Genomic DNA, 21,774 nt, shown 5'->3' on the forward strand with positions numbered 1-21,774 from the left:
CAGGTTGCGGGGAGGTCTCGCTGGAGTCGCATCACATGCGGATTTGTGGAGTCTCCACAAAAACATAAGACGAGGTTCATAATCTCTTACACCGCGCAAAACCGTGTTCATAAGGTTCTCTTAAGAACGTGCCTCAGAAGACTGTGCTCGCATTCCTCGCGCCCGGACAGGGCTCGCAGACTCCCGGCATGCTTGCCGAGTGGCTCGAGCTGCCCGGCGCCGCAGATCGAATCGCGTCGTGGTCGGAGATCAGCGGCTTGGATCTCGGCCGTCTCGGCACTACCGCCACCGCTGAGGAAATCACCGACACCGCCGTGACGCAGCCTCTGGTCGTCGCCGCCACGCTGCTGGCGTACGAGGAACTGGCAAAGCGAGAGGTCCTCAGCGGAGACGAGGAGATCGTCGCGGCCGGACACTCGGTCGGCGAGATCGCCGCCTACGCCATCGCCGGGGTTATCTCCGCCGATGAGGCCGTCTCGCTGGCCGCGACCCGCGGCAGGGAGATGGCCAAGGCCTGCGCACTGGAGCCCACCGGGATGTCCGCCCTGCTCGGCGGTGACGAAGCCGAGGTGCTCGCACGGCTGGAAGCACTCGACCTCGTGCCTGCCAACCGCAACGCTGTGGGCCAGATCGTGGCCGCAGGCGCGGTCGCCGCTTTGGAGAAGCTGGCCGAAGATCCCCCTGCCCGTGCTCGCGTGCGTCCGCTGGCGACCGCCGGCGCTTTCCACACCCAGTACATGGCCCCTGCGCTGGACGAGTACACCAGGGTCGCCGACCGCATCAACCCGGCCGAACCGTCCGTCACACTGCTGTCGAACTCCGACGGACGTGCGGTTTCCTCCGGTGCCGACGCGGTCGCCAAGCTGGTGGCCCAGATGGTCCGGCCGGTGCGCTGGGATCTGTGCACCGAGTCCATGAAGGAACTGGGTGTCACCGCGATCGTCGAGTTCCCGCCCGCGGGGACGCTGACCGGAATCGCCAAACGTGAGCTTCGGGGGACTCCGACGCATGCCGTCAAGTCGCCCGCTGACCTGGACGCCCTTGCGGAGACGCTCCGCGCCTGACCAGGTGCAAGTACATATCGAAACGTTCGTCAATCTCATCAGTAACAACACAAGAAATAGATAGAAGGAGCCACTGTGCCCGCCACTCAGGACGAAATCATCGCCGGCCTCGCCGAAATCATCGAAGAGGTCACCGGTATCGAGCCTTCCGAGGTGACTCCCGAGAAGAGCTTCGTCGACGACCTGGACATCGACTCGCTGTCGATGGTCGAGATCGCCGTTCAGACCGAGGACAAGTACGGCGTGAAGATCCCCGACGAGGACCTCGCCGGCCTGCGCACCGTCGGTGACGTCGTCGCCTACATCCAGAAGCTTGAGGAAGAGAACCCCGAGGCCGCTGCCGCCATCCGCGCACAGATCACGGGCGACAAGTGACCAGACCTTCCACTGCCAACGGCGGTTTTCCTAACGTCGTGGTGACCGCCATTGAGGCCACCACGGCCCTCGCTGCGGACATCGAGAGCACGTGGAAGGGTCTGCTTGCGGGCGAGAGCGGTATTCGCATCCTCGAAGACGAGTTCGTCGACAAGTGGGACCTGCCGGTGCGTATCGGCGGCCACTTGGTCGACAACGTCGACAGCCACATGACACGCATCGAGATGCGGCGCATGTCCTACGTGCAGCGCATGTCGAAGCTGTTGGCACGGCGTCTCTGGGACAACGCGGGCACGCCCGAGGTTGACCCGGATCGTTTCACGGTGGTCATCGGCACCGGTCTGGGTGGCGGCGAGAAGATCGTCGAGACCTACGACGCGATGAACGAAGGTGGCCCCCGGAAGGTGTCGCCGCTGGCTGTTCAGATGATCATGCCGAACGGCGCTGCGGCGGTCGCCGGTCTCGAACTGGGCGCCCGCGCCGGGGTCATCACCCCGGTGTCGGCGTGCTCGTCGGGGTCGGAGGCCATCGCCCACGCGTGGCGCCAGATCGTCATGGGTGATGCGGACTTCGCGGTCTGCGGTGGCGTCGAGGGCGGCATCGAGGCCCTGCCCATCGCCGCTTTCTCCATGATGCGGGCCATGTCGACGCGCAATGACGACCCTGCAGGGGCGTCGAGGCCGTTCGACAAGGACCGCGACGGCTTCGTGTTCGGCGAGGCGGGCGCGCTGATGATCATCGAGACCGAAGAGCACGCCAAGGCCCGTGGCGCCAAGCCACTGGCCCGGCTCATGGGTGCCGGTGTCACGTCGGACGCGTTCCACATGGTTGCGCCGGCGGCGGACGGTCTGCGGGCCGGCCAGGCGATGAAGCGGGCGATGGAGACGGCGGGCCTGTCCGCCAAGGACATCAGCCACGTCAACGCCCACGCCACGGCCACTCCGATCGGCGACACCGCGGAAGCCAACGCCATCCGTGTCGCCGGTGTGGAGCATGCCGCGGTGTATGCGCCCAAGTCGGCGCTGGGTCACTCGATCGGTGCCGTCGGTGCCCTCGAGTCGGCGCTCACGGTGCTCGCCCTGCGTGACGGCGTCATCCCGCCGACACTGAACTATGTGACGCCCGATCCCGAGATCGATCTCGATGTTGTCGCGGGTGAGCCTCGATACGGCGACTACCAGTACGCGATCAACAACTCCTTCGGGTTCGGCGGCCACAATGTGGCTCTGGCCTTTGGTCGTTACTAGATCGCCGGGGCAACAGTAGGCAGAAAGGACGCGCGGCTGAGTATGGCTTCGCCGACGACAGGCAACGGATTGCCAGACGTCGTGGTCACGGGTATCGCCATGACCACGAGTCTGGCGACCGATGCCGAGGCGACGTGGAAGTCCCTGCTGGACGGTCAGAGCGGAATCCGCAGGCTCGATGATCCGTTCGTCGAGCAGTTCGACCTTCCGGTGCGCATCGGCGGGCACCTACTCGAAGAGTTCGATTCTCAGCTCACCAAGGTCGAGAACCGACGGATGTCGTACGTCCAGAAGATGGCCACGGTGCTGGGCCGGCGCGTGTGGGAGAACGCCGGTTCGCCCGAGGTCGACACCGAGCGGTTGCTGGTGTCCATCGGCACGGGGCTCGGTGGTGCCGAAGCCCTCGTGTTCGCCTATGACGGACTGCGCGAGCGGGGCCTGCGCTCGGTCTCTCCCCTGTCGGTCCAGATGTACATGCCCAACGGCCCGTCTGCGGTCGTCGGCTTGGAACGCCACGCCAAAGCTGGTGTGGTGACTCCGGTTTCGGCCTGCGCCTCCGGCTCGGAGGGTATCGCCCAGGCGTGGCGCAACATCGTGATGGGCGAGGCCGACATCGCGATCTGCGGCGGCGTCGAGCAGCGCATCGAGGCGGTGCCGATTGCCGGTTTCGCGCAGATGCGCATCGTGATGTCCACCAACAACGACGACCCCGCCGGGGCGTGCCGCCCGTTCGACAAGGACCGCGACGGGTTCGTCTTCGGTGAGGCGGGCGCTCTGATGGTCATCGAGACCGAGGAGCACGCCAAGGCGCGCGGCGCTACTCCGCTGGCCCGGCTGATGGGAGCCGGCATCACCTCGGACGGCTTTCACATGGTCGCTCCCGATCCCAACGGTGAGCGTGCCGCGTTCGCGATGACGCGCGCAATCCAGCTGGCCGGCCTCAATCCCTCCGACATCGACCACATCAACGCTCACGCGACGGGCACCAGCGTCGGTGACGTGGCCGAGGGTCGCGCGATCAACACCGCGATGGGCGGTCACCGTCCGGCGGTGTACGCACCGAAGTCTGCGCTGGGCCACTCCGTCGGCGCGGTCGGCGCCGTGGAGTCGATCCTCACGGTGCAGGCGCTGCGGGACGGTGTCGTCCCACCGACGTTGAACTTGAAGAACGTGGATCCCGAGATCGATCTCGACGTCGTCGCCGGCGGACCTCGGCCCGGCAATTATCAATACGCACTCAACAATTCGTTCGGATTCGGCGGGCACAATGTCGCACTCGCCTTCGGCAAGTACTAGTACGCAGGAGAAACATGACGACAATTGAGAATCGCCCCGCCCTCGACACGAACGAATCCCTCGACCCCCGCGATCCGCTGCTGCGTCTGTCGACCTTCTTCGACGACGGCAGCGTCGAGCTGCTGCACGAGCGCGACAAGTCCGGCGTCCTCGCGGCCGCGGGCACCGTCAACGGCGTGCGCACCATCGCCTTCTGCACCGACGGCACCGTCATGGGCGGCGCAATGGGCATCGACGGCTGCAAGCACATCGTCGACGCCTACGACGTCGCGATCGAGGAGCAGAGCCCGATCGTGGGCATCTGGCATTCCGGCGGCGCGCGCCTCGCCGAGGGCGTCAAGGCGCTGCACGCTGTCGGTCTGGTTTTCGAGGCGATGATCCGCGCCTCCGGTTACATCCCGCAGATCTCGGTGGTCGTCGGATTCGCCGCCGGCGGTGCCGCCTACGGCCCGGCGCTGACCGACGTGATCGTCATGGCGCCGGACAGCAAGGTCTTCGTCACCGGCCCCGACGTCGTGCGCAGCGTCACCGGCGAGGACGTCGACATGGTGTCCCTCGGCGGACCCGAAGCCCACCACAAGAAGTCCGGTGTGTGCCACATCGTCGCCGACGACGAGCTCGACGCCTACGAGCGCGGCCGCCGCCTCGTCGGATTGTTCTGCCAGCAGGGCCATTTCGACCGCACCAAGGCCGAGGCCCAGGATTCGGACCTCAAGGCGCTTCTGCCCGAGTCCGCCCGGCGCGCCTACGACGTACACCCGCTGGTCGAGGCCCTGCTCGACGACGGCGTGCCGTTCGAGGAGTTCCAGTCCCGCTGGGCACCGTCCATCGTCGTCGGACTCGGTCGGCTCGCCGGCCGCACGGTTGGCGTCATCGCGAACAATCCGCTGCGCCTGGGCGGCTGCCTGAACTCCGAAAGTGCCGAGAAGTCAGCACGTTTCGTGCGACTGTGCGATGCCTTCGGAATCCCGCTGGTCGTCATCGTCGACGTGCCCGGCTACCTGCCCGGTGTGGATCAGGAGTGGGGTGGCGTGGTCCGTCGCGGCGCGAAACTGCTGCACGCGTTCGGCGAGTCCTCTGTCCCCCGGGTCACGCTGGTCACCCGCAAGATCTACGGTGGGGCCTACATCGCGATGAACTCGCGTTCGCTGAACGCCACCAAGGTGTTCGCATGGCCGGAGGCCGAGGTCGCGGTGATGGGCGCCAAGGCTGCGGTCGGCATCCTGCACAAGAAGAAGTTGGCTGCTGCCGCGCCTGAGGAGCGCGAGGCGCTGCACGAGGCGCTGGCCATCGAGCACGAGAAGATTGCGGGCGGTGTCGATTCCGCCATCGAGATCGGTGTGGTCGACGAGAAGATCGATCCGGCGCATACCCGGTCCAAGCTGACCCAGGCATTGGCCGAGGCGCCCGCCCGCCGCGGCCGTCACAAGAACATCCCGCTGTGATCTAGCGCCGAAACTGCATTCCGCGCGGTCGCTACTCGCGATTCCCCGCACGGAATGCAGTTTCGGCGAGAATCTCTTTGGCAGTATCTTCGGCGCGCGCACGGTCTTCTGCGACGAGGCCGATGCGGGTGCGGCGGTCAAGGATGTCATCGGCGGTCAGCGCGCCCTCGTGGGTGACCGCGTACTCGAACTCCGCTCTCGTGACGTCGATACCGTCGGCGACCGGATCGGTCGGCCTCGAGCATGAGGCGCGCGCGATGACGTTGGGTGCCTCAGCCCCGAACCTGGCCACCAGCGAACCCGGCAGGTCGGCCGACGATCGCAGCGTCGCAACAGGATTCGACGGGGCGCCGACCAGCGGCAGGTTCCGGGTGCGGCACACCCCCGCGGCCATTCCGCGCAGCTGCACCGTGCGGTTGACGACATCCTCGGCCATGTAGCGGTATTCGGTCAGCTTGCCGCCGATGACGCTGATGACGCCCGAGGGAGATTCAGTGACGGCATGCTCGCGTGACACGTCGGCGGTCCGGCTTTCGCCCTTCTTGCCGCCGCCCATGTCGATCAGCGGCCGCAGCCCCGCATAGGAGCCCTTGACGTCGTCGGGCCGCAGCTTGGTGTCCAGCGCGGTGTTGACGGTGTCGAGCAGGAACGTCACCTCGGCCGGCGTCGCTTGCGGGACGTCGGGTATCGGACCGGGCGCATCTTCGTCGGTCAGTCCGAGGTATACCCGGTCGAGCTGTTCTGGCATCGCGAAGACGAACCGGTTGATCTCACCGGGGATCGGAACCGTCAGGGCGGCAGTCGGATTCCCGAACGCCGCGGCATCGAACACCAGATGGGTTCCGCGACTGGGCCGCAACTTCAGCGAGTCGTCGACGTCAGCCGCCCACACACCGGTGGCGTTGACGACCGCGCGGGCCGATACCGACATCGATTCACCCGTCAGGGTGTCGGTCAGGGTCACCGAGTCGCGGGACGCATCGGAGGCGGCCACCCGCGTGAGTATTCGCGCCCCGTGCTGCGCCGCCGTCCGTGCAACGGCGGTGACCAGGCGGGCGTCATCGACGAGCTGCCCGTCATAGGCCAGCAGCGCACCGTCGAGACCCTGCCGACGCACTGTCGGAGCCAAGGAGATCGCGGTCGAGGCGTCGACTCGGCGCGACCTCGGCAGCGTGGTCGCGGGAGTGCCCGCGAGCCGGCGCAAACCGTCCCCCGCGGAGAATCCGACGCGCACCAATGCCCTTGACGCCATGTTCATCTCCGGAAGCAGCGGGACCAGCTGCGGCATCGCGTGTACCAGGTGCGGTGCGTTGCGGGTCATCAGGATCCCGCGCTCGATGGCACTTCTTCTGGCAATGCCGACATTGCCGGTGGCCAGGTAGCGCAGGCCGCCATGGACGAGTTTGGAGCTCCAGCGGCTGGTCCCGAAAGCGAGATCGTGCTTTTCCACCAGTACAACCGAAAGGCCTCGGGTGGCCGCGTCGAGGGCGATGCCCGTTCCCGTGATACCTCCGCCGATCACGATGATGTCGACAGTTTCGCCGTCGGACAACGCGGTCAGCTCTGCCGAGCGCCGAGACGCGTTCAATGCCGTTGAGCCGGTCATGGTTTCAGATATCCGTTCAATGAATGCGAAAGCTCCACGCTGAGTGCATCGCGGTCCAGGATCTTTTCCACCATCTGCGCCGATTGGATGGTCGATTGCGTGATGAGTAGGCACATCGCACCCATCTGGTACGGATCGCCCTCACGCACGCTGCCGTCGTCCTGGCCCGCCTTGATCGCCGCGGCGAGGGCGTCCACGAGCAACTGCTGGCTGGTTCCGAGACGTTCGGTGATGTAGATCATCGCCAGCGTGGGCGCGTTGAAGATGACCGACATCACGATCTCGTCGCCGCGCAGGTGCTCTGCGATCGCGACGACCCGGTCGACGAGATCCTTGCGGCTGACTCCAGTGTCCGGGACGGCGTCGAGCACACCTGAGATGCGCACTGTCAGAAGTTCAGCGATTACCCAGCGGATATCGGGCCAGCGTCGGTAGATGGTCGGCCTGCTGACCCGGGCACGGCGGGCGATTTCCGTCATGGTGGTGCGCTCAACCCCGTAAGCGAGGATGCACGCCGCAGCAGCGTCGAGAATGCGCTGCTCGACACTCGATTCTGAGTTACGGATTGACACCATCTGTAATACTGTAACGCATGACACCGTCCGATGCCCATCCCAACGACCCGCCGATGCAGTGGAACGCGTGGGGTGACCCGGAAGCGGCCAAGCCGCTCTCCCCCGCCATTCGGTCACTGCTCGAACAGGCGCTGGGCATCGAGGCCGCCGGCGTCGAGGAGCCCACGATCGAGCAGGTTCGACTTCGCCCGTCGGCGTTGTCCACTGCCGACCGAGAGGGTCTGACCGCGATCCTCGGCGACGAGCACATGACGATCGACGACCGCGCCAGGCTCCTGCGCGCAGGCGGCAAATCGACCTTGGATCTGTTGCGCCGCAGAGACTTCGGTGTTCAGGACGCACCGGACGCGGTGCTCATCCCCGGCACCGAGGATGAAATCACGAAGATCCTCCAATTCTGCGGCGACCGCAGCATCGCGATCGTCCCGTTCGGCGGCGGCACCAGCGTCGTCGGCGGACTCGACCCGGCGCGTGGCGACTTCAAAGCCGTCGTCTCGCTGGATCTGCGCAGGCTCGACAGCCTGCACTCTCTGGACGAGGTGTCGTGGGAGGCAGAACTGGGCGCCGGGCTGTCCGGCCCAGAGGCCGAGCGACTTCTCGGAGAGCGTGGCTTTTCGCTCGGGCACTTCCCGCAGAGTTTCCTTTTCGCAACGATCGGCGGATTCGCCGCGACGCGCTCGTCCGGACAGGATTCCGCCGGCTACGGCCGTTTCAACGACATGGTTCGCGGTCTGCGCGCCGTCACCCCGGCCGGAGTCCTCGACCTCGGGCGCGCACCGGAATCGGCAGCCGGTCCGGATCTGCGCCAACTGCTGATCGGCTCGGAGGGCACTCTCGGGATCATCACGAGGGTCAGAGTCCGCGTACATCCCGTACCAGAGGCGTCACGCTACGAGGCCTGGTCGTTCCCGGACTTCGCGACGGGTGCTGACGCGCTGCGCGCCGTAGTTCAGACGGGCACCGGGCCCACGGTGATCCGGTTGTCCGACGAAGCCGAGACCGGGGTCAACCTTGCGACCACCGAGAGCATCGGCGAGCAGCAGATCACCGGCGGATGCCTGGCCATCACGGCATTCGAGGGCACCGAAGCGCACGTGGCGAGCAGACACGCCGAAACCCGGGACCTGTTGACCGCCATGGGCGGCACATCGCTGGGCGAAGGTCCCGCGCGGGCATGGGAGCACGGCAGGTTCAACGCGCCGTATCTGCGCGATGCGCTGCTGTCTGCCGGCGCCCTGTGCGAGACGTTGGAGAGCGCGACGAACTGGTCCAACGTGCCCGCCCTCAAGGCCGCGGTCACCGACGCGTTGACAAGATCGCTGGCGGATTCCGGGACGCCGGCGTTGGTGCTGTGCCACATCTCGCACGTCTATCCGACCGGCGCCTCGCTGTACTTCACCGTCGTCGCCGCACAGCGGGGAAACGCGATCGAGCAGTGGCGCGCAGCGAAAGCGGCCGCATCGGATGCGATGGTGCGGACCGGGGCCACGATCACCCATCACCACGCGGTGGGTGCCGACCACCGGCCGTGGATGCGCGACGAGATCGGCGACCTCGGCGTCACGATGCTGCGCGCGGTGAAAGCCGCGCTCGATCCGGCCGGCATCCTGAACCCGGGCAAGCTGATTCCGTGACACCGCGGATGCGAGGAGCACGATGACGCGCGTGACGGTGCTGACCAACCCGGCATCGGGGCATGGAAGCGCACCGCATGCCGCCGAGCGAGCGATCACGCAGCTACACAAGCGCGGTGTGGACGTCGTCGCGATCGCCGGCCGCGATTCCGCGCACGCGCGGCAGCTCGTCGAGGGTGCCCTCGAGCGTGGAATGGACGCCCTCGTGGTGGTCGGCGGCGACGGGATCATCTCCCTGGCACTGCAGGTGCTTGCGCAGACCGACATTCCACTCGGCCTCATCCCCGCAGGTACCGGTAACGACCACGCACGCGAATTCGGCATCCCGACCAGGGACCCCGAGGCTGCCGCCGACATCATCGTCGATGGCACGGTCGACGACGTGGACCTCGGCCGCATCGCGGGCGCCGACGGTACCGACAGATGGTTCGGCACCGTGATGGCCGCGGGCTTCGACTCGCTGGTGACCGATCGGACCAACCGGATGACGTGGCCGCACGGGCGGATGCGGTACAACCTGGCAATGGTGGCCGAGATCTCGAAGCTGCGGCTGCTGCCGTTTCGGCTGTCGTTCGACGGCGGTACCGAGGTCGACACCGAGCTCACACTCGCCGCGTTCGGAAACACGAAGAGCTACGGCGGCGGAATGAAGATCTGCCCCGGCGCGGATCCGAGGGACGGCATGCTCGACGCGACGATGGTGGCGTCGGCGTCACGCACGCGGTTGATCCGGCTGTTTCCGACGGTATTCAAGGGTACGCACGTCGACCTCGACGAGGTCAGCACGAAGCGAGCGCGCACGATCACCGTGGACTGCCCCGGAATCAATGCCTATGCCGACGGTGAGTACGTCTGCCCGCTCCCCGTGGAGGTGTCCGCCATCCCCGGGGCGCTCAAGATTCTCCGGCCGTAATGTTCCGGGGATGGACTGGGCGTTCGAGGCCGAGGTGTTTCAGTGGCGCGGACCTGCGCCGTACTTTTTCGTCGAGACCCCCGATGACGTCGACGCCTTCCTCCACGCCAACGCCGCCGAACTCACCTACGGCTGGGGCGCCATCCCGGCCACAGTTCGCATCGGACAGACGCAAGTCACAACGTCACTGATCCCGCGCGAAGACGTCTATCTCGTGCCGCTGAAGCTGGCGTTGCGCCGGCCGGAGGGCATCGACGACGGCGACGTCGTCCGCATTCACCTATCGGTCGGCCGTTAGCCGACTCCCCTGCTCAGCCAGCTCACCTCGGCGCCTTCGCCGCCGTCCCGGTAGGCCTCCAGGGCCTCGTCCCACGCCGTCCCCAGCACCGAATCCAGCTCCGAGGCCAGCATGTCCGCTCCGCCGGCCATCAATGTCCGCAGTCGCATCTCGCCGACCATCACGTCGCCGTTGGCGCTCATCGCGCCACTCCACAAGCCGAGTTGCGGGGTGTGGCACCAGCGGTGCCCGTCGACACCGCTGCTGGGGTCCTCGGTCACCTCGAAGCGCAGGACGGACCACGAGCGCAGTGCGTTTGCCAACTGCCCGCCGGTACCGACCGGCCCGACCCAGTTGGTGACGGCACGCAGCTGACCGGGCATGGCAGGCTGCGGGGTCCACTTCAGATTCGCCCTCGAGTTGAGGGTCGACGACAGAGCCCACTCCACATGCGGGCACACCGCCGCGGGTGAGGCGTGGATGTACACCACGCCGGTCGTCGCGTCGGCGAATTGGTTCGCTGCACGCATCCTCTACTCCTTCGGTTCCACGAGGGACGTCTTCCCCAACGACCTGGTGGTTTCCGAGCAGGAGATGATCCAGCTGAAGCGTGCCTATAAAGTTCTGTGACTTGCGGGTCTATTGTGCCTTGTGAGACGCGTGTTGCGCTAGTCCGCCCCGAACTCTCTTAGGACTTCATCAGACAGGGCGGGCATCACCGAGTGTGCCCAGTCGCCGAATTTGCGGTCGGTCAGCACGATGAGCGCAAGTGCGGCGTCGGGATCGACCCACAGAAACGTCCCGGACTGGCCGAAATGGCCGAATGTGCGAGCCGAGTTGGACGCCCCTGTCCAGTGCGGAGATTTGCCGCCGCGGATCTCAAAGCCGAGCCCCCAGTCGTTGGGACGCTGGACGCCGAACCCGGGTAGGACGCCGTCAAGGCCAGGGAACTGCACGCTCGTCGCGTCGGCGTGCATCTGCTCCGACACCGTCACCGGCGCGAGCAGGTCGCCTGCGAACGCGACCAGATCGTCGACGGTCGACGTCACCCCGTATCCCGCGGCGTCGTTGCCGCCCTCGAGATCGGTGGCCGTCATGCCGAGCGGCTCGAATACCGACTCGGTGAGGTAGGTCCCGAACGGGATCGAGGAGCTTGCTTCCATCACCTCGGCGAGCGCGGTGAACCCGTAGTTGGAGTAGATCCGCCGCGTGCCCGGCGCGGCGATGACCTTCGACGACGTCATCTCGTAGCCCGCGGCGTGGGCCAGGAGATGGCGTACCGTCGCGCCCGGCGGGCCCGCTTCGGTGTCCAGTTCGACGGCGCCCTCCTCGACGGCCACCTGCGCGGCACGCGCGACGAGCGGCTTGGTCACCGAGGCCAACGGGAAGCGCCGACCGGTGTCACCGTGGCGGGCCACGACGCCGGACGGCCCCACCACCGCGGCGGCGGAAGTGGGGACCGGCCAGTCGTCGAGGACGTCGAGAACGCTCACGGTCACAGTCTGCTCTTCGCGCCCGCCGCAGGCCTACTTGCGTGCGATGTAGTAGAAGTTCAGCGGATCCGAGTCGATCTCGCGCACCTGCACATCGCTGAATCCCGCGTCCGCGAGCATCGACAAGGCCAACTCGCGGCCCCAGCACGTCCCGAGCCCGTCACCGTCAAGGCCCAGCGACACGCTCATGCAGTGCATCGTCGACACGGTGTAGAGATAGGTGGCCAGCGGCGCGCCCACGTTGTCCTCGACGCGGCTCGACGATTTGATGTCCACCATCAGGAACGTTCCACCGGGGCGCAGCGCCCGGTGGATGTTCTCCAGCACGCGAGCGGGATGGGCCTGGTCGTGGATGGCGTCGAACGCGGTGACCACATCGAAGACCTCGACCTCGCCGTAGGCGGCGACGTCGGCTGCCTGGAATGTCGCATTGCCCAGCCCCAGCTGCCGGGCTTCACGGATGCCGGCACCGAGGCCCTCGTCGGAGAAATCGATACCGACGAACCGGCTGGCGGGGAAAGCCTGGGCCATCACGTTGATGGCATGTCCACTGCCGCAACCGAAGTCCGCGACGTCGGCACCAGCCTGTAGGCGTTCGGGAAGCCCGTCGACCATGGGGAGTATCACCTCCACGAGGGCAGCGTCGAAGACCTCACCGCTCTCCTCGGCCATCAGGGTGTGGAACCGGGGATACTCCGAGTACGACAGACCGCCGCCGTGACGGAAGCAGTCGATGATCTTCTGCTCGACTTCACCGAGCAGCGGGATGAATTGGGCGACGCGGGCCAGGTTGTCCGGACCCGCGGCCCGCGTCAGCACTGCCGCACGCTCCGGGGCGAGCGAATATGCCTGCGCCGCAGCGTCATAATCGATGATTCGCCCGGCAACCATGCCACCGAGCCATTCCCGGACGTAGCGCTCGTCGAGGCCCGCCGCGTCGGCGATCTGGGTACTGGTGGCGGCTGGCAGCGTGGCCATGGTGTCGAACAGGGCGGTCTGATGCCCGATCGACAGCAACAGCGCGACGCTCGCGGCGTCGATGGTTCCGACGAGACGTTGCGCGAAGCCCTCGGTGGACTCAACGGCGAGCACCGGGTTGTCGTTCACAGTTGTCATGGCGATGACGCTAGGGGACAACCTGGTTGGAATTCATCGATTGATCGATGGAAATCAACGGTCAGCGGATGGTGCAAATGATGTAGATCAGGTCTGGTCGGTGAGCACACCGTGCTGATGCGCCCAGTTCGCTGCCGCGGTACGGGTCGACACCCCGAGCTTGGCGTAGATGTTGGCCAGGTGTCGTCCCACGGTTTTGTCCGACAGGTGCAATTGCTGGGCGACCTGCCGGTTGGTCGCGCCGCTGGCGATGCGAGACAGCACCTCCAGTTCGCGCCGGGTCAGACCGCCAGGCGTCGGCGTTCCGCAAATTCCGGCGGGCTCGACGCCGAGCTGAGTGTAGATCGCGTCCGCGGTGGCGGCGTCGGCCGCCGCGGCATCGTGGTCACCGAGTCCGCGCCGCGCCAACGACAGCCATTCGTACACTTCGGCGGTCTCATAGCGGGATTGCTGAATCCGATACTCGCGCAGCGCTTTCTGCAGTGCCTCGACCGCCGCGTCGAAACGGCCGCGGCGCACCTCCACGGCCCCGCGGGCGTGTGCCGCCCAGGCCAGAAAGCCGGGGGTGCCGAATGCCTTTGCATCCTCTTCCAGTTCGGAGCAGTAGCTTTCGGCCTCGTCGAGGGCATCGCGGCCCAGCGCGATCTCCACGGCCGCCCGCAGAAGGCGAACCCGGGCAAGCCTGTCGCCACCGGCCAGCGCCAACCGGATCGCCGTCCATGCTCCCGCCGAGTCGCCGCGGCGGCACGCCAGCAGCGCCGCACCCGGCTGCGGATCCATGCCGAGGGCTCTGGCTTGATCGAAAGCTGTTGCTGCTCCTTCGAAATCGCCTATCAGACGACAGACCTCACCGAGCTGGTAGTAGCCCTCGGCGGCGGCCCACCCGTTCACCTCCGACAGAGCGTGGCTGGCTCGCTCAAGACGATCCTGCAGAACGCGGTAATCGTCTCGACCATTCGATGCGACCTGTACCTGAAGCCGATGGACATCACACACCCCGCCGTAGGGCACCGAGCCCGACAGCCCGCACCACTGCTCCATGGACTGTGTCCAGGACCGCATCCGCGGCAGGTCGGCGAGCTTGTGGGTGTGGTGCAGCACGACGCAGTAGAGGTCGCCGGCCCATTCGATGGGCACCTGGTCGGCGACCAAGGGCAGGATCGCCTCGTCGATCAGTGCGTAGCCGTCGGCCGTGCGCCTGTCCAGGATCGCTTCCAGCCCGGCGGCGATGAGACCCAGCGCGGTCAGCGCAGGCACGTCCAGCCGCACCGCCATCTCCCGCAGCGCCCGGACGTGACCCGCGAGAGTGTCGAGGTCCTGCCCCAGTGCCGCCACCACGGCATCGAGATAGACGAGATAGCCGTGGGCCGGGCTCTCTTCGGCGGCAGCAAGGAGTCTGCGGGCCCGGTTCATCCAGCCCTGGCCGATGTTGACATCACCACGCACCAGCCACGCCAGCGCGAGCTCGTTCGCTTTCATGGCGGCCGCCACGGGATCGGTTCGGGTGAGGTCCGCGAACACCCGCTCGGCCGCCCGACTCGCCTCCTTGACGTGGCCGAGCCGCCAGGCCGCGTAGGCGAACGCCTCGAGATCGTCGGTCCGCAGCGACGCGTGCCGACTCGCGAGATCGAAGGCTTCGTAGCTGGCGCGCCAGTCCAACCGCTGGTGCGCGGCACGCGCGGCGGAAAGCAGATCGGTCTGGCTGTCGGTCAACATCGCGTGTCTACGGTATCGCTCTGCGGGCCACTCGGACGGCTCCTTTAGCGAGAGCCATCCAATACTTACGGGTCAGCGACGCGGTCTCATGGACATCGGTTTGGACACTGTTCCAACTCCCAGTCGACCTATTAGGGTTCAAGCATGACTCAGACGGTGCGCGGTGTGATTTCACGTTCGAAAGCTCAACCGGTCGAGGTGGTCGACATTGTCATCCCTGATCCCGGCCCTGGCGAGGTCGTCGTCGACATCCAGGCCTGCGGCGTGTGCCACACCGATCTGACCTACCGCGAAGGCGGGATCAACGACGAGTTCCCGTTCCTGCTCGGCCACGAAGCCGCAGGCCTGGTGGAGTCCGTCGGCGAAGGCGTCACCAACGTGGCGCCCGGCGACTTCGTGATCCTGAACTGGCGTGCGGTGTGTGGCCAGTGCCGCGCCTGCAAGCGCGGCCGCCCGCACCTGTGCTTCGACACCTTCAACGCCGCCCAGAAGATGACGCTGACCGATGGCACCGAGCTGACCCCGGCCCTGGGCATCGGCGCCTTCGCCGACAAGACCCTGGTCCACGAGGGCCAGTGCACCAAGGTCGACGCGGCCGCCGACCCCGCCGCGGCGGGCCTGCTCGGCTGCGGCGTGATGGCCGGCCTGGGTGCGGCGATCAACACCGGGGCGGTCAACCGCGACGACACCGTCGCCGTGATCGGTTGCGGCGGTGTGGGTGACGCGGCGATTGCCGGTGCGCGACTGGTCGGAGCCAAGCAGATCATCGCCGTCGACACCGACAACCGCAAGCTCGACTGGGCGCGCGAGTTCGGGGCTACCCACACCATCAACGCCAAGGAACTCGATCCGGTGGAAACGATCCAGGACCTCACCGACGGCAACGGCGCCGACGTGGTGATCGACGCCGTCGGCCGTCCCGAGACGTGGAAGCAGGCGTTCTATGCGCGTGATCTCGCCGGCACCGTCGTCCTGGTCGGCGTGCCGACGCCTGACATGAAGTTGGAGATGCCGTTGATCGACTTCTTCAGCCGCGGTGGGTCGTTGAAGTCCTCGTGGTACGGCGACTGCCTTCCCGAGCGCGACTTCCCCACCCTCGTCTCGCTGTATCTGGAAGGCCGCTTCCCCCTCGACAAGTTCGTCTCCGAACGTATCGGGCTCGACCAGATCGAAGACGCGTTTCACAAGATGCATGCCGGTGAGGTCCTGCGCTCGGTGGTGGTCCTCTAGTGGGCAACATCGCGCGTCTGGTCACCAGTGGCACCTTCGAACTCGACGGCGGCAGCTGGGACGTCGACAACAACATCTGGCTCGTCGGTGACGACAAGGAGGTGGTGGTCTTCGACGCGGCTCACACCGCCGACCCCATCATCGAAGCCGTCGGCGGCCGTCACGTGATCGCCGTGGTGTGCACTCACGGGCACAACGACCACGTCACCGTCGCCCCCCAACTCGGGCAGGCCTTCGACGCGCCGGTGCTCCTACACCCGGCCGATGAGGTGTTGTGGCGAATGACCCACCCCGACAGCGACTTCCGCTCCGTGAACGACGGTGAGACTCTGCAGGTCGCCGGCACCGAATTGCGTGGGTTGCACACACCGGGGCACTCCCCCGGCTCGGTCTGCTGGTACGCGCCCGAGCTCACCGCGGTGTTCAGCGGGGACACTCTGTTCCAGGGCGGGCCGGGCGCGACGGGCCGCTCCTTCTCCGACTTCCCCACCATCCTCGAGTCGATCTCGGGACGTCTCGGGACACTGCCCGGCGAGACCGTCGTCTATACCGGGCACGGCGATACCACGACCGTCGGCGACGAGATCGTGCACTACGACGAATGGGTGGCAAGGGGACATTAGCTGCCCAGGACGCGCCGCTTCTCGGCCTGGAATTCGGCCTCGGTCAGCGCGCCTGAATCGCGCAGGGCGGCCAGCGTCTTGAGCTCCTCCATCCGCACCCCGTGGTCGGAGGGCTGGTAGGTGTTCACCGGAGGTGGGATCGGGCCCGGCCACGACGGCTCGTCGAGACTGATCGGCGCACGGGCCGGCTGCGGCGCCTGTCCAGCTCGGACCATCCAGAGCACCGCGGCAGCAAGCTCGACGATGCCCGCAGCGAGCAGCGCACCGAACACCCACGGCATCCAACCGGGCGAACTGTCGCGACCAAACGCCAGCTGGGGGTTGATGTAGCCGTTGACCTCACCCCCGGTCTTGATGTCGTAGACGCCGTCCTCGGCGATCTGGGCCGTCCATACCCGCACGCGCACATCGTTGTTCACCGACGTGACCGAACCCATCACCTCGGTGAGCACCGGGTCGGGCAGGCTGTCGCGGCCCGCCATGTTGATCCGCAGCGGCGGGACCGGGAAGCCGCCGCCGGAGCTACCGGTAACCGCGGTGTGGAAGTTGATCGTGACCTCGCCGGCGGGCAGATGGAGGCTGCCCGAGCCGGGAACCGGGACTTCGCCGTAGGCGTCGAAGTCGTCGAACACCAACGCACCGAGCAGCAGCGACACGATCAGGCCGCCGCCTCCCACGACCAGGGTGCACACGGCGACGATCGCCGCGATCTTGGGCCCCAGGCGTCTTTTCACCCGCGAAGTGTGTCACGGCCTCACGTTCGGCGGCGCGTTTGCCGCATGAGTATTACCGTCGGAGGATGGCGGAGTCGAGCATCGTCGTGCGGCCCGAGCCCACGGACAGCGGCTCTTACAGCGCTGCCCGCCGCCTGCAAGCCGCGGGACTGGCACCAGCGATCGCCGTGTTCGAAGACGCCGCCGCGGAGGTGCCGATCCCCAAACCGCCGCAACCGATTGTGATCGCCGACTACGGCGCGTCCAACGGGCTGAACTCGCTGCTGCCCATCGGGGCGGCAATAGCGGTGCTACGCAAGCGAACCCGCCCTGAGCATTCGGTGCTGGTGGCACACACCGACCGTCCGGACAACGATTTCTCCGAGATGTTCGACAACCTGGAGAACGATCCCGACACCTATCTGCGCAAGGACAGAGCGACTTTCGCCTCCGCCGTGGGCAGGTCTTTCTACTCTCAGATCCTTCCTTCGAACAGCGTGAACCTGGGGTGGAGTTCGTGGGCGATCCACTGGCTCAGCCGGGTTCCGTGCGGCATCGAGGGTCACATCCAGGTGAATCACTGCTCTGACGAGAAGGTGCGCGCCGCGTTCGCCAACCAGGCCGCGCACGACTGGCACGAGTTCGTCGCGTTCCGCGGCCGCGAGTTGTGCCCGGGCGGTCGGCTGGTCGTGATGACGATGGCGATCAGCGAGGACGGCGAGTTCGGCTACCGGCCGCTGCTGGCGGCGATTGTGGACACGCTGGCCGAGCTGGCCGGCTGCGAGCTCATCACCGACAGTGAGGTGGCCGCCATGTGCATTCCCACCGTCGGGCGCCGTGCGGCCGACTTCGCGGCGCCGTTCGCACCCTCGGGGCGTTTCGAACAGCTCGCCATCGACCGTGTGGAAGTGTTTGACGGCGATGACCGCTTCTGGAGCCGATATCGGATCGACGGTGACTCAGGGGCTTTCGGGGCCAAGTGGGCCGACTTCGCGCGGGCCGCGGTCTTTCCGGCCTTGCTGAGGGCGCTGCAAAACGATGCGTCGTCTCGCGCTGCGGAACTGCTCGACCGGCTCGAAGCGGGTGTCGCGCAACGGCTCGCAGCCGCTCCCGAACAGATGCAGATTCCGCTCGCCCACGTGGTTCTGGTCAAACGCCCGAAGTGATCGGCGCTCGCCTAGCGGATCGTCCCGACGCCCGGGATGAGCGGCAGGTCGAGCGCGGTGACCCAGCCGGGCGACAGATCGTTGACCGCAGGCACGGCGTTGAGTGCGCGCAGTCCGGTGGCCAGGCATCCCGCGGCTGCTGCGTCGCGTCCCGAACCGTCGGTGAAGCGGAACGCGGTCTCCTGGAAGATGCTCGGCGTGCCCTCGATGTCGACCCGGTACACGTCGTTGTCGTTACCGGACGGCCACTCGGGTGCGGCGTCGTTGCCGATCCGGTTAACGTGCTCGAGCTGGATACGCGTCTCCCCCTGATACACCCCGTTGATGGTGAACCGGACCGCGGCGACGTTCCCCGGGGCGATGATGCCCTTGGCTGTCTTGCGCTCGTCCGGTGTCACCCACTTCTCCCAGGTGGTGCTGATCTCGTCGAGCATGATGCCCGCGGCGTGGGCGATCATCGGAACCGTTGCACCCCAGGCGAATACCAGGATGTCAGGGTTCTCCAGCATTGGCCGGAACTCCGGCGGCTTGCCGATGCCCATCTCGCGGTCGTAGTCACCCTCGTAGTTGGTGTAGTCCAGCAGTTCGGAGGCTCGGACTTTGCGAACTTCTGAACACAGTCCCATGAGGGTCATCGGGAACAGGTCGTTGGCGAATCCGGGGTCGATACCCGTGGTGAAACATGACGACTCACCCAATTCGCAAGCCACGGTGATGGGTTCGATCCAGTTGGGCGGGTTCAGATGCATCGTGGGCCAGATCCACGGTGTCATCGCAGTGGAGCAGACATCGATTCCCGCGCGCAGGAAGCGGGTGATCAGCTCGATGTTGGCGTCAGCATGCGCTGCTGTCGGCCCATAGTGCACGAGTGCGTCCGGCTTGAGGTCGATCAGCGCGTCGATGTCGTCGGTAGCGGCTAGGCCGAGATCCGTACCGAGCCCGCAGATCTCGCCGACGTCGCGACCGACCTTGTCCGGGTTGCTGACTCCGACCCCGACCAGGTCGAAGCGAGGGTGCTTGACGACTTCGGCGATCACCATCCTGCCGACGAAACCGGTTCCCCAGATCGCCACACGCTTCACGTCGGATGCGGCCATCTCAGAAGCAGCGTCGCAGGCCGCCGGGCTCACAGATCAGCGGGTACCTGTCGACCGGGATCGGCAGTGGCTCCTTGAACGACAGTGTGAACGGGATGTTGACGATTCCCGGTTGCATACCGCAGCCGCCGGTGTGCGAGATGCTGCGCGTGCCCGATGTCTCGTTGAATTTGAAGACCTCGACCGTCGGTGCGAAGGTGCCGTCCGGGCACTCCATGCCCTCCTTCTTCGGTGTCGTGAAGCTCCACATTCCACCGACCAAACGGGCGTCACCACCGGTGAGCCCCTGGGACGGTCCGACGTGAATCTGGCACGCGACCGGCAGCTCGAGATTCACCCGCAGATCACCGACCGTGGGAACGCACGACGGGTACATCGTCCACAGTCCCGTTTGCCCCTCGGACACGTAGTTGTAGATGCCCTCCATCACCGGGGTGTCTGCCTGCGCAGGGCCGGCAGCTCCCACCGATGCTCCGGCAAGGACGGCGACCGCGGCCAGACCGCGCAGCGTTGTCATGCCGAGCAGTATTTCAGTCCGCGGTGGACAAAGTCACGGGTTTGTCGCCTGACTCGCACGACGACGCGTTTTGGCCCTCGACCTATCGGGTAGACGTCCGGCAGCAAGGTCGAGTCCCGGGGTGGTCGCATATGGCGAGAATGGCGGTTCGCGCCGCTGTTCTCGTCATGTGTGCCTTGGTGACCTTCGTGAGCGGCTGCTCGACCGGCGAGCGCGTCGACCTTGGTGAGGGCGCCGGCGGCAGCCTCGTCGCTGCGATCGCCGGCGAGCCCGACCAACTCGACCCGCACAAGACGTCCGCGTACTTCTCGTTCGAGGTGCTGGAGAACGTCTTCGACACGCTCGTCGAGCCGGATGCGAACCTTCAGATGCAGCCCGCGCTCGCCAACTCGTGGGAGGTCAGCCCCGACCAGCTGACGTGGACCTTCCGTCTGCGCCCCGGGGTCACGTTCCACGACGGCACACCACTGACCGCCGACGATGTCGTCTTCTCCTACCGGAGGATCATCGACGAGCAACTCACCAATTCCGACAAGTTCAGCTCGGTGACCGCGGTCGAGGCTCCAGACCCGGCGACGGTGGTGCTACGGGTCAACCGACCGACGCCGAACATGTTGACCAACCTCGGCGGTTTCAAGGGCATGGCAATCGTGTCGCGCGCCAACGTCGAGAGTGGTCAGATCGCTACCAACCCCATCGGCACGGGGCCGTTCCGCTTCCTGGGACAGAAGAGCGGTGACTCGATCTCGCTCGGCGCCAACCCCTCGTACTGGGACGGCCCGCCGGGAGTGTCGGGGGTGACCTTCCGATTCATCTCGGAGCCGTCGACGGCGCTGTCGGCGCTACAGGCCGGCGAGATCGACTGGACCGACTCCGTTCCGCCACAACGGGTCACCCAGCTGCGCGACGACGAATCGCTCGAGCTGGCGGTCACCCCGAGCAACGACTACTGGTATCTGGCGCTCAACGAGGCGCGCGAACCCTGGAACGACGTCCGCGTCCGTCAGGCGATCGCATACGCGATCGACCGCGACGCGATCGTGCAGGCGACCAGCTACGGCACCGCCGCGAAGAACCAGCTTGCCATCCCGGAAGGCAACCCGTGGTTCACGCCGTACGACAGGTACAGCTCGGGCGGAGTCGACAAGGCGCGGGACCTGCTGCAGGAGGCCGGCGCTGCGCCCCCGAGCCTCGACATGCTGGTCACCACCGAATATCCGGAGACAGTGACTGCGGCCCAGATCATCGCGGACAACCTTGCACCCCTCGGCATCACGGTCAACATTCGTACCGTCGACTTCGCCACGTGGCTCGACGAGCAGAACTCGGGCAACTTCGACATGCTCATGATGGGGTGGCTCGGCAATATCGATCCTGACGACTTCTACTACGCCCAGCACCACACCGACGGCACGAGCAATGCTCAGAAATTCTCCAACCCCGAGGTGGACCGCCTGCTCGACGCCGGGCGCGTCGACACCGACGAGACGAGCCGGAAAGCCGTCTATGCCAAGGCCGCAACCCTGATCGCCGACGAGGTCAGCTACATCTACCTGTACAACCCCTCGGTGATCCAGGCCTGGAATCCTGCGCTGTCCGGCTACGAGGCGCGACGCGACGGCGCGGTGCGCTTCCGCAGCGCGACACTGAACGCAGACGGGGGGACGTAGC

Annotated in this window: 21 protein-coding genes; 12 read left to right on the plus strand and 9 right to left on the minus strand. The window is 66.5% G+C overall.

The annotated features are described in order from the left end of the window. The first annotated feature begins 143 nt into the window (after positions 1-143). The 5 genes from AWC12_RS09835 (at position 144) to AWC12_RS09855 (ending at position 5,427) form a co-directional block, all read left to right on the plus strand. Complete coding sequence (locus AWC12_RS09835) at positions 144-1,064, plus strand: ACP S-malonyltransferase (RefSeq protein ID WP_024445362.1); 921 nt, start codon at positions 144-146, stop codon at positions 1,062-1,064. A gap of 75 nt (positions 1,065-1,139) precedes the next feature. Further along, positions 1,140-1,439, plus strand: coding sequence for a meromycolate extension acyl carrier protein AcpM (gene acpM / locus AWC12_RS09840; protein ID WP_011780924.1), 300 nt, complete (start codon positions 1,140-1,142; stop codon positions 1,437-1,439). Next, a complete protein-coding gene (gene kasA / locus AWC12_RS09845; protein WP_024445361.1) occupies positions 1,436-2,686 on the plus strand; it encodes a 3-oxoacyl-ACP synthase KasA in 1,251 nt (416 codons plus the stop codon). Before acpM ends, kasA begins: the two co-directional genes overlap by 4 nt. 42 nt (positions 2,687-2,728) lie before the next feature. Beyond that, positions 2,729-3,982: a 3-oxoacyl-ACP synthase KasB gene (kasB, locus tag AWC12_RS09850; RefSeq protein ID WP_085173967.1), complete on the plus strand. Its 1,254-nt coding sequence runs from the start codon at positions 2,729-2,731 to the stop codon at positions 3,980-3,982. A gap of 14 nt (positions 3,983-3,996) precedes the next feature. Then, the gene (locus AWC12_RS09855) at positions 3,997-5,427 is read left to right on the plus strand and encodes an acyl-CoA carboxylase subunit beta (protein WP_085173969.1); all 1,431 of its coding nucleotides are present in this window, start codon (positions 3,997-3,999) and stop codon (positions 5,425-5,427) included. 31 nt (positions 5,428-5,458) lie between these two features. Here the strand turns inward: AWC12_RS09855 and AWC12_RS09860 are convergent, their stop codons facing one another. Then, positions 5,459-7,033, minus strand: a complete 1,575-nt coding sequence (locus tag AWC12_RS09860; protein ID WP_085173971.1) for a glycerol-3-phosphate dehydrogenase/oxidase — start codon at positions 7,031-7,033, stop codon at positions 5,459-5,461. After that, complete coding sequence (locus AWC12_RS09865; RefSeq protein ID WP_024445357.1) at positions 7,030-7,608, minus strand: TetR/AcrR family transcriptional regulator; 579 nt, start codon at positions 7,606-7,608, stop codon at positions 7,030-7,032. The genes AWC12_RS09860 and AWC12_RS09865 overlap by 4 nt, the downstream gene beginning before the upstream one ends. A 53-nt stretch (positions 7,609-7,661) precedes the next feature. Between AWC12_RS09865 and AWC12_RS09870 the strand changes: the two genes are divergently transcribed. The 3 genes from AWC12_RS09870 to AWC12_RS09880 are packed head-to-tail and all read left to right on the plus strand — an operon-like array spanning position 7,662 to position 10,453. Continuing rightward, positions 7,662-9,242, plus strand: coding sequence for an FAD-binding oxidoreductase (locus AWC12_RS09870; RefSeq protein WP_085174169.1), 1,581 nt, complete (start codon positions 7,662-7,664; stop codon positions 9,240-9,242). 22 nt (positions 9,243-9,264) lie between these two features. Further along, positions 9,265-10,155 carry a diacylglycerol kinase gene (locus tag AWC12_RS09875; protein WP_085173973.1) on the plus strand — a complete coding sequence of 297 codons (891 nt, stop codon included), beginning with the start codon at positions 9,265-9,267 and terminating at the stop codon, positions 10,153-10,155. Positions 10,156-10,165: 10 nt separating this feature from the next. Then, on the plus strand, positions 10,166-10,453 hold the full coding sequence (locus AWC12_RS09880; protein WP_085173975.1) for a DUF1905 domain-containing protein: 288 nt from the start codon (positions 10,166-10,168) through the stop codon (positions 10,451-10,453). On the opposite strand, the gene AWC12_RS09885 is transcribed toward AWC12_RS09880, so the two are convergent. The 4 genes from AWC12_RS09885 to AWC12_RS09900 all read right to left on the minus strand — a co-directional run bounded on the left by AWC12_RS09885 (position 10,450) and on the right by AWC12_RS09900 (position 14,757). Next, a complete protein-coding gene (locus AWC12_RS09885; RefSeq protein WP_024445353.1) occupies positions 10,450-10,962 on the minus strand; it encodes a DUF3145 domain-containing protein in 513 nt (170 codons plus the stop codon). The two genes, AWC12_RS09880 and AWC12_RS09885, sit on opposite strands and share 4 nt — an antisense overlap. A 138-nt stretch (positions 10,963-11,100) precedes the next feature. Next, positions 11,101-11,925, minus strand: coding sequence for a serine hydrolase domain-containing protein (locus AWC12_RS09890; RefSeq protein WP_085174171.1), 825 nt, complete (start codon positions 11,923-11,925; stop codon positions 11,101-11,103). A 33-nt stretch (positions 11,926-11,958) separates the two neighbouring features. Continuing rightward, positions 11,959-13,041, minus strand: a complete 1,083-nt coding sequence (locus AWC12_RS09895; protein ID WP_085173977.1) for a class I SAM-dependent methyltransferase — start codon at positions 13,039-13,041, stop codon at positions 11,959-11,961. Between the two features lie 87 nt (positions 13,042-13,128). Further along, a complete protein-coding gene (locus AWC12_RS09900; protein WP_085173979.1) occupies positions 13,129-14,757 on the minus strand; it encodes a LuxR C-terminal-related transcriptional regulator in 1,629 nt (542 codons plus the stop codon). Positions 14,758-14,901: 144 nt separating this feature from the next. Here AWC12_RS09900 and AWC12_RS09905 point away from each other — a divergent pair, with 144 nt between their 5' ends. Both AWC12_RS09905 and AWC12_RS09910 read left to right on the plus strand, forming a co-directional pair. After that, a complete protein-coding gene (locus AWC12_RS09905; RefSeq protein WP_085173981.1) occupies positions 14,902-15,987 on the plus strand; it encodes an S-(hydroxymethyl)mycothiol dehydrogenase in 1,086 nt (361 codons plus the stop codon). Beyond that, positions 15,987-16,610, plus strand: coding sequence for an MBL fold metallo-hydrolase (locus AWC12_RS09910; protein WP_085173983.1), 624 nt, complete (start codon positions 15,987-15,989; stop codon positions 16,608-16,610). The genes AWC12_RS09905 and AWC12_RS09910 overlap by 1 nt, the downstream gene beginning before the upstream one ends. On the opposite strand, the gene AWC12_RS09915 is transcribed toward AWC12_RS09910, so the two are convergent. After that, on the minus strand, positions 16,607-17,344 hold the full coding sequence (locus AWC12_RS09915; RefSeq protein ID WP_085173985.1) for an SHOCT domain-containing protein: 738 nt from the start codon (positions 17,342-17,344) through the stop codon (positions 16,607-16,609). The two genes, AWC12_RS09910 and AWC12_RS09915, sit on opposite strands and share 4 nt — an antisense overlap. 65 nt (positions 17,345-17,409) lie before the next feature. Between AWC12_RS09915 and AWC12_RS09920 the strand changes: the two genes are divergently transcribed. Then, a complete protein-coding gene (locus tag AWC12_RS09920; protein WP_085173987.1) occupies positions 17,410-18,489 on the plus strand; it encodes a class I SAM-dependent methyltransferase in 1,080 nt (359 codons plus the stop codon). An 11-nt stretch (positions 18,490-18,500) separates the two neighbouring features. Here AWC12_RS09920 and AWC12_RS09925 read toward each other — a convergent pair whose 3' ends face one another. Together AWC12_RS09925 and AWC12_RS09930 are read right to left on the minus strand one after the other, a co-directional pair. Further along, positions 18,501-19,586, minus strand: coding sequence for an NAD(P)H-dependent amine dehydrogenase family protein (locus tag AWC12_RS09925; protein ID WP_085173989.1), 1,086 nt, complete (start codon positions 19,584-19,586; stop codon positions 18,501-18,503). Between the two features lies 1 nt (position 19,587). Continuing rightward, the gene (locus AWC12_RS09930) at positions 19,588-20,103 is read right to left on the minus strand and encodes a hypothetical protein (RefSeq protein WP_024445345.1); all 516 of its coding nucleotides are present in this window, start codon (positions 20,101-20,103) and stop codon (positions 19,588-19,590) included. Positions 20,104-20,234: 131 nt separating this feature from the next. Here AWC12_RS09930 and AWC12_RS09935 point away from each other — a divergent pair, with 131 nt between their 5' ends. Beyond that, the gene (locus AWC12_RS09935; protein ID WP_085173991.1) at positions 20,235-21,773 is read left to right on the plus strand and encodes an ABC transporter substrate-binding protein; all 1,539 of its coding nucleotides are present in this window, start codon (positions 20,235-20,237) and stop codon (positions 21,771-21,773) included. Position 21,774: the final 1 nt, after the last annotated feature.

Origin of the sequence: Mycolicibacterium iranicum, assembly GCF_002101705.1 — a bacterium.
GTDB classification, from domain to species: Bacteria; Actinomycetota; Actinomycetes; order Mycobacteriales; family Mycobacteriaceae; genus Mycobacterium; species Mycobacterium iranicum.

Coding starts and splice junctions, on each gene's coding strand:
- kasB (WP_085173967.1), top strand. CDS start 2,729: ATGGCTTCGCCGACGACAGGCAACGGATTGCCAGACGTCGTGGTCACG.
- AWC12_RS09855 (WP_085173969.1), top strand. CDS start 3,997: ATGACGACAATTGAGAATCGCCCCGCCCTCGACACGAACGAATCCCTC.
- AWC12_RS09860 (WP_085173971.1), bottom strand. CDS start 7,033: ATGACCGGCTCAACGGCATTGAACGCGTCTCGGCGCTCGGCAGAGCTG.
- AWC12_RS09865 (WP_024445357.1), bottom strand. CDS start 7,608: ATGGTGTCAATCCGTAACTCAGAATCGAGTGTCGAGCAGCGCATTCTC.
- AWC12_RS09870 (WP_085174169.1), top strand. CDS start 7,662: ATGCAGTGGAACGCGTGGGGTGACCCGGAAGCGGCCAAGCCGCTCTCC.
- AWC12_RS09875 (WP_085173973.1), top strand. CDS start 9,265: ATGACGCGCGTGACGGTGCTGACCAACCCGGCATCGGGGCATGGAAGC.
- AWC12_RS09880 (WP_085173975.1), top strand. CDS start 10,166: ATGGACTGGGCGTTCGAGGCCGAGGTGTTTCAGTGGCGCGGACCTGCG.
- AWC12_RS09885 (WP_024445353.1), bottom strand. CDS start 10,962: ATGCGTGCAGCGAACCAATTCGCCGACGCGACGACCGGCGTGGTGTAC.
- AWC12_RS09895 (WP_085173977.1), bottom strand. CDS start 13,041: ATGACAACTGTGAACGACAACCCGGTGCTCGCCGTTGAGTCCACCGAG.
- AWC12_RS09900 (WP_085173979.1), bottom strand. CDS start 14,757: ATGTTGACCGACAGCCAGACCGATCTGCTTTCCGCCGCGCGTGCCGCG.
- AWC12_RS09905 (WP_085173981.1), top strand. CDS start 14,902: ATGACTCAGACGGTGCGCGGTGTGATTTCACGTTCGAAAGCTCAACCG.
- AWC12_RS09920 (WP_085173987.1), top strand. CDS start 17,410: ATGGCGGAGTCGAGCATCGTCGTGCGGCCCGAGCCCACGGACAGCGGC.
- AWC12_RS09925 (WP_085173989.1), bottom strand. CDS start 19,586: ATGGCCGCATCCGACGTGAAGCGTGTGGCGATCTGGGGAACCGGTTTC.
- AWC12_RS09930 (WP_024445345.1), bottom strand. CDS start 20,103: ATGACAACGCTGCGCGGTCTGGCCGCGGTCGCCGTCCTTGCCGGAGCA.
- AWC12_RS09935 (WP_085173991.1), top strand. CDS start 20,235: ATGGCGAGAATGGCGGTTCGCGCCGCTGTTCTCGTCATGTGTGCCTTG.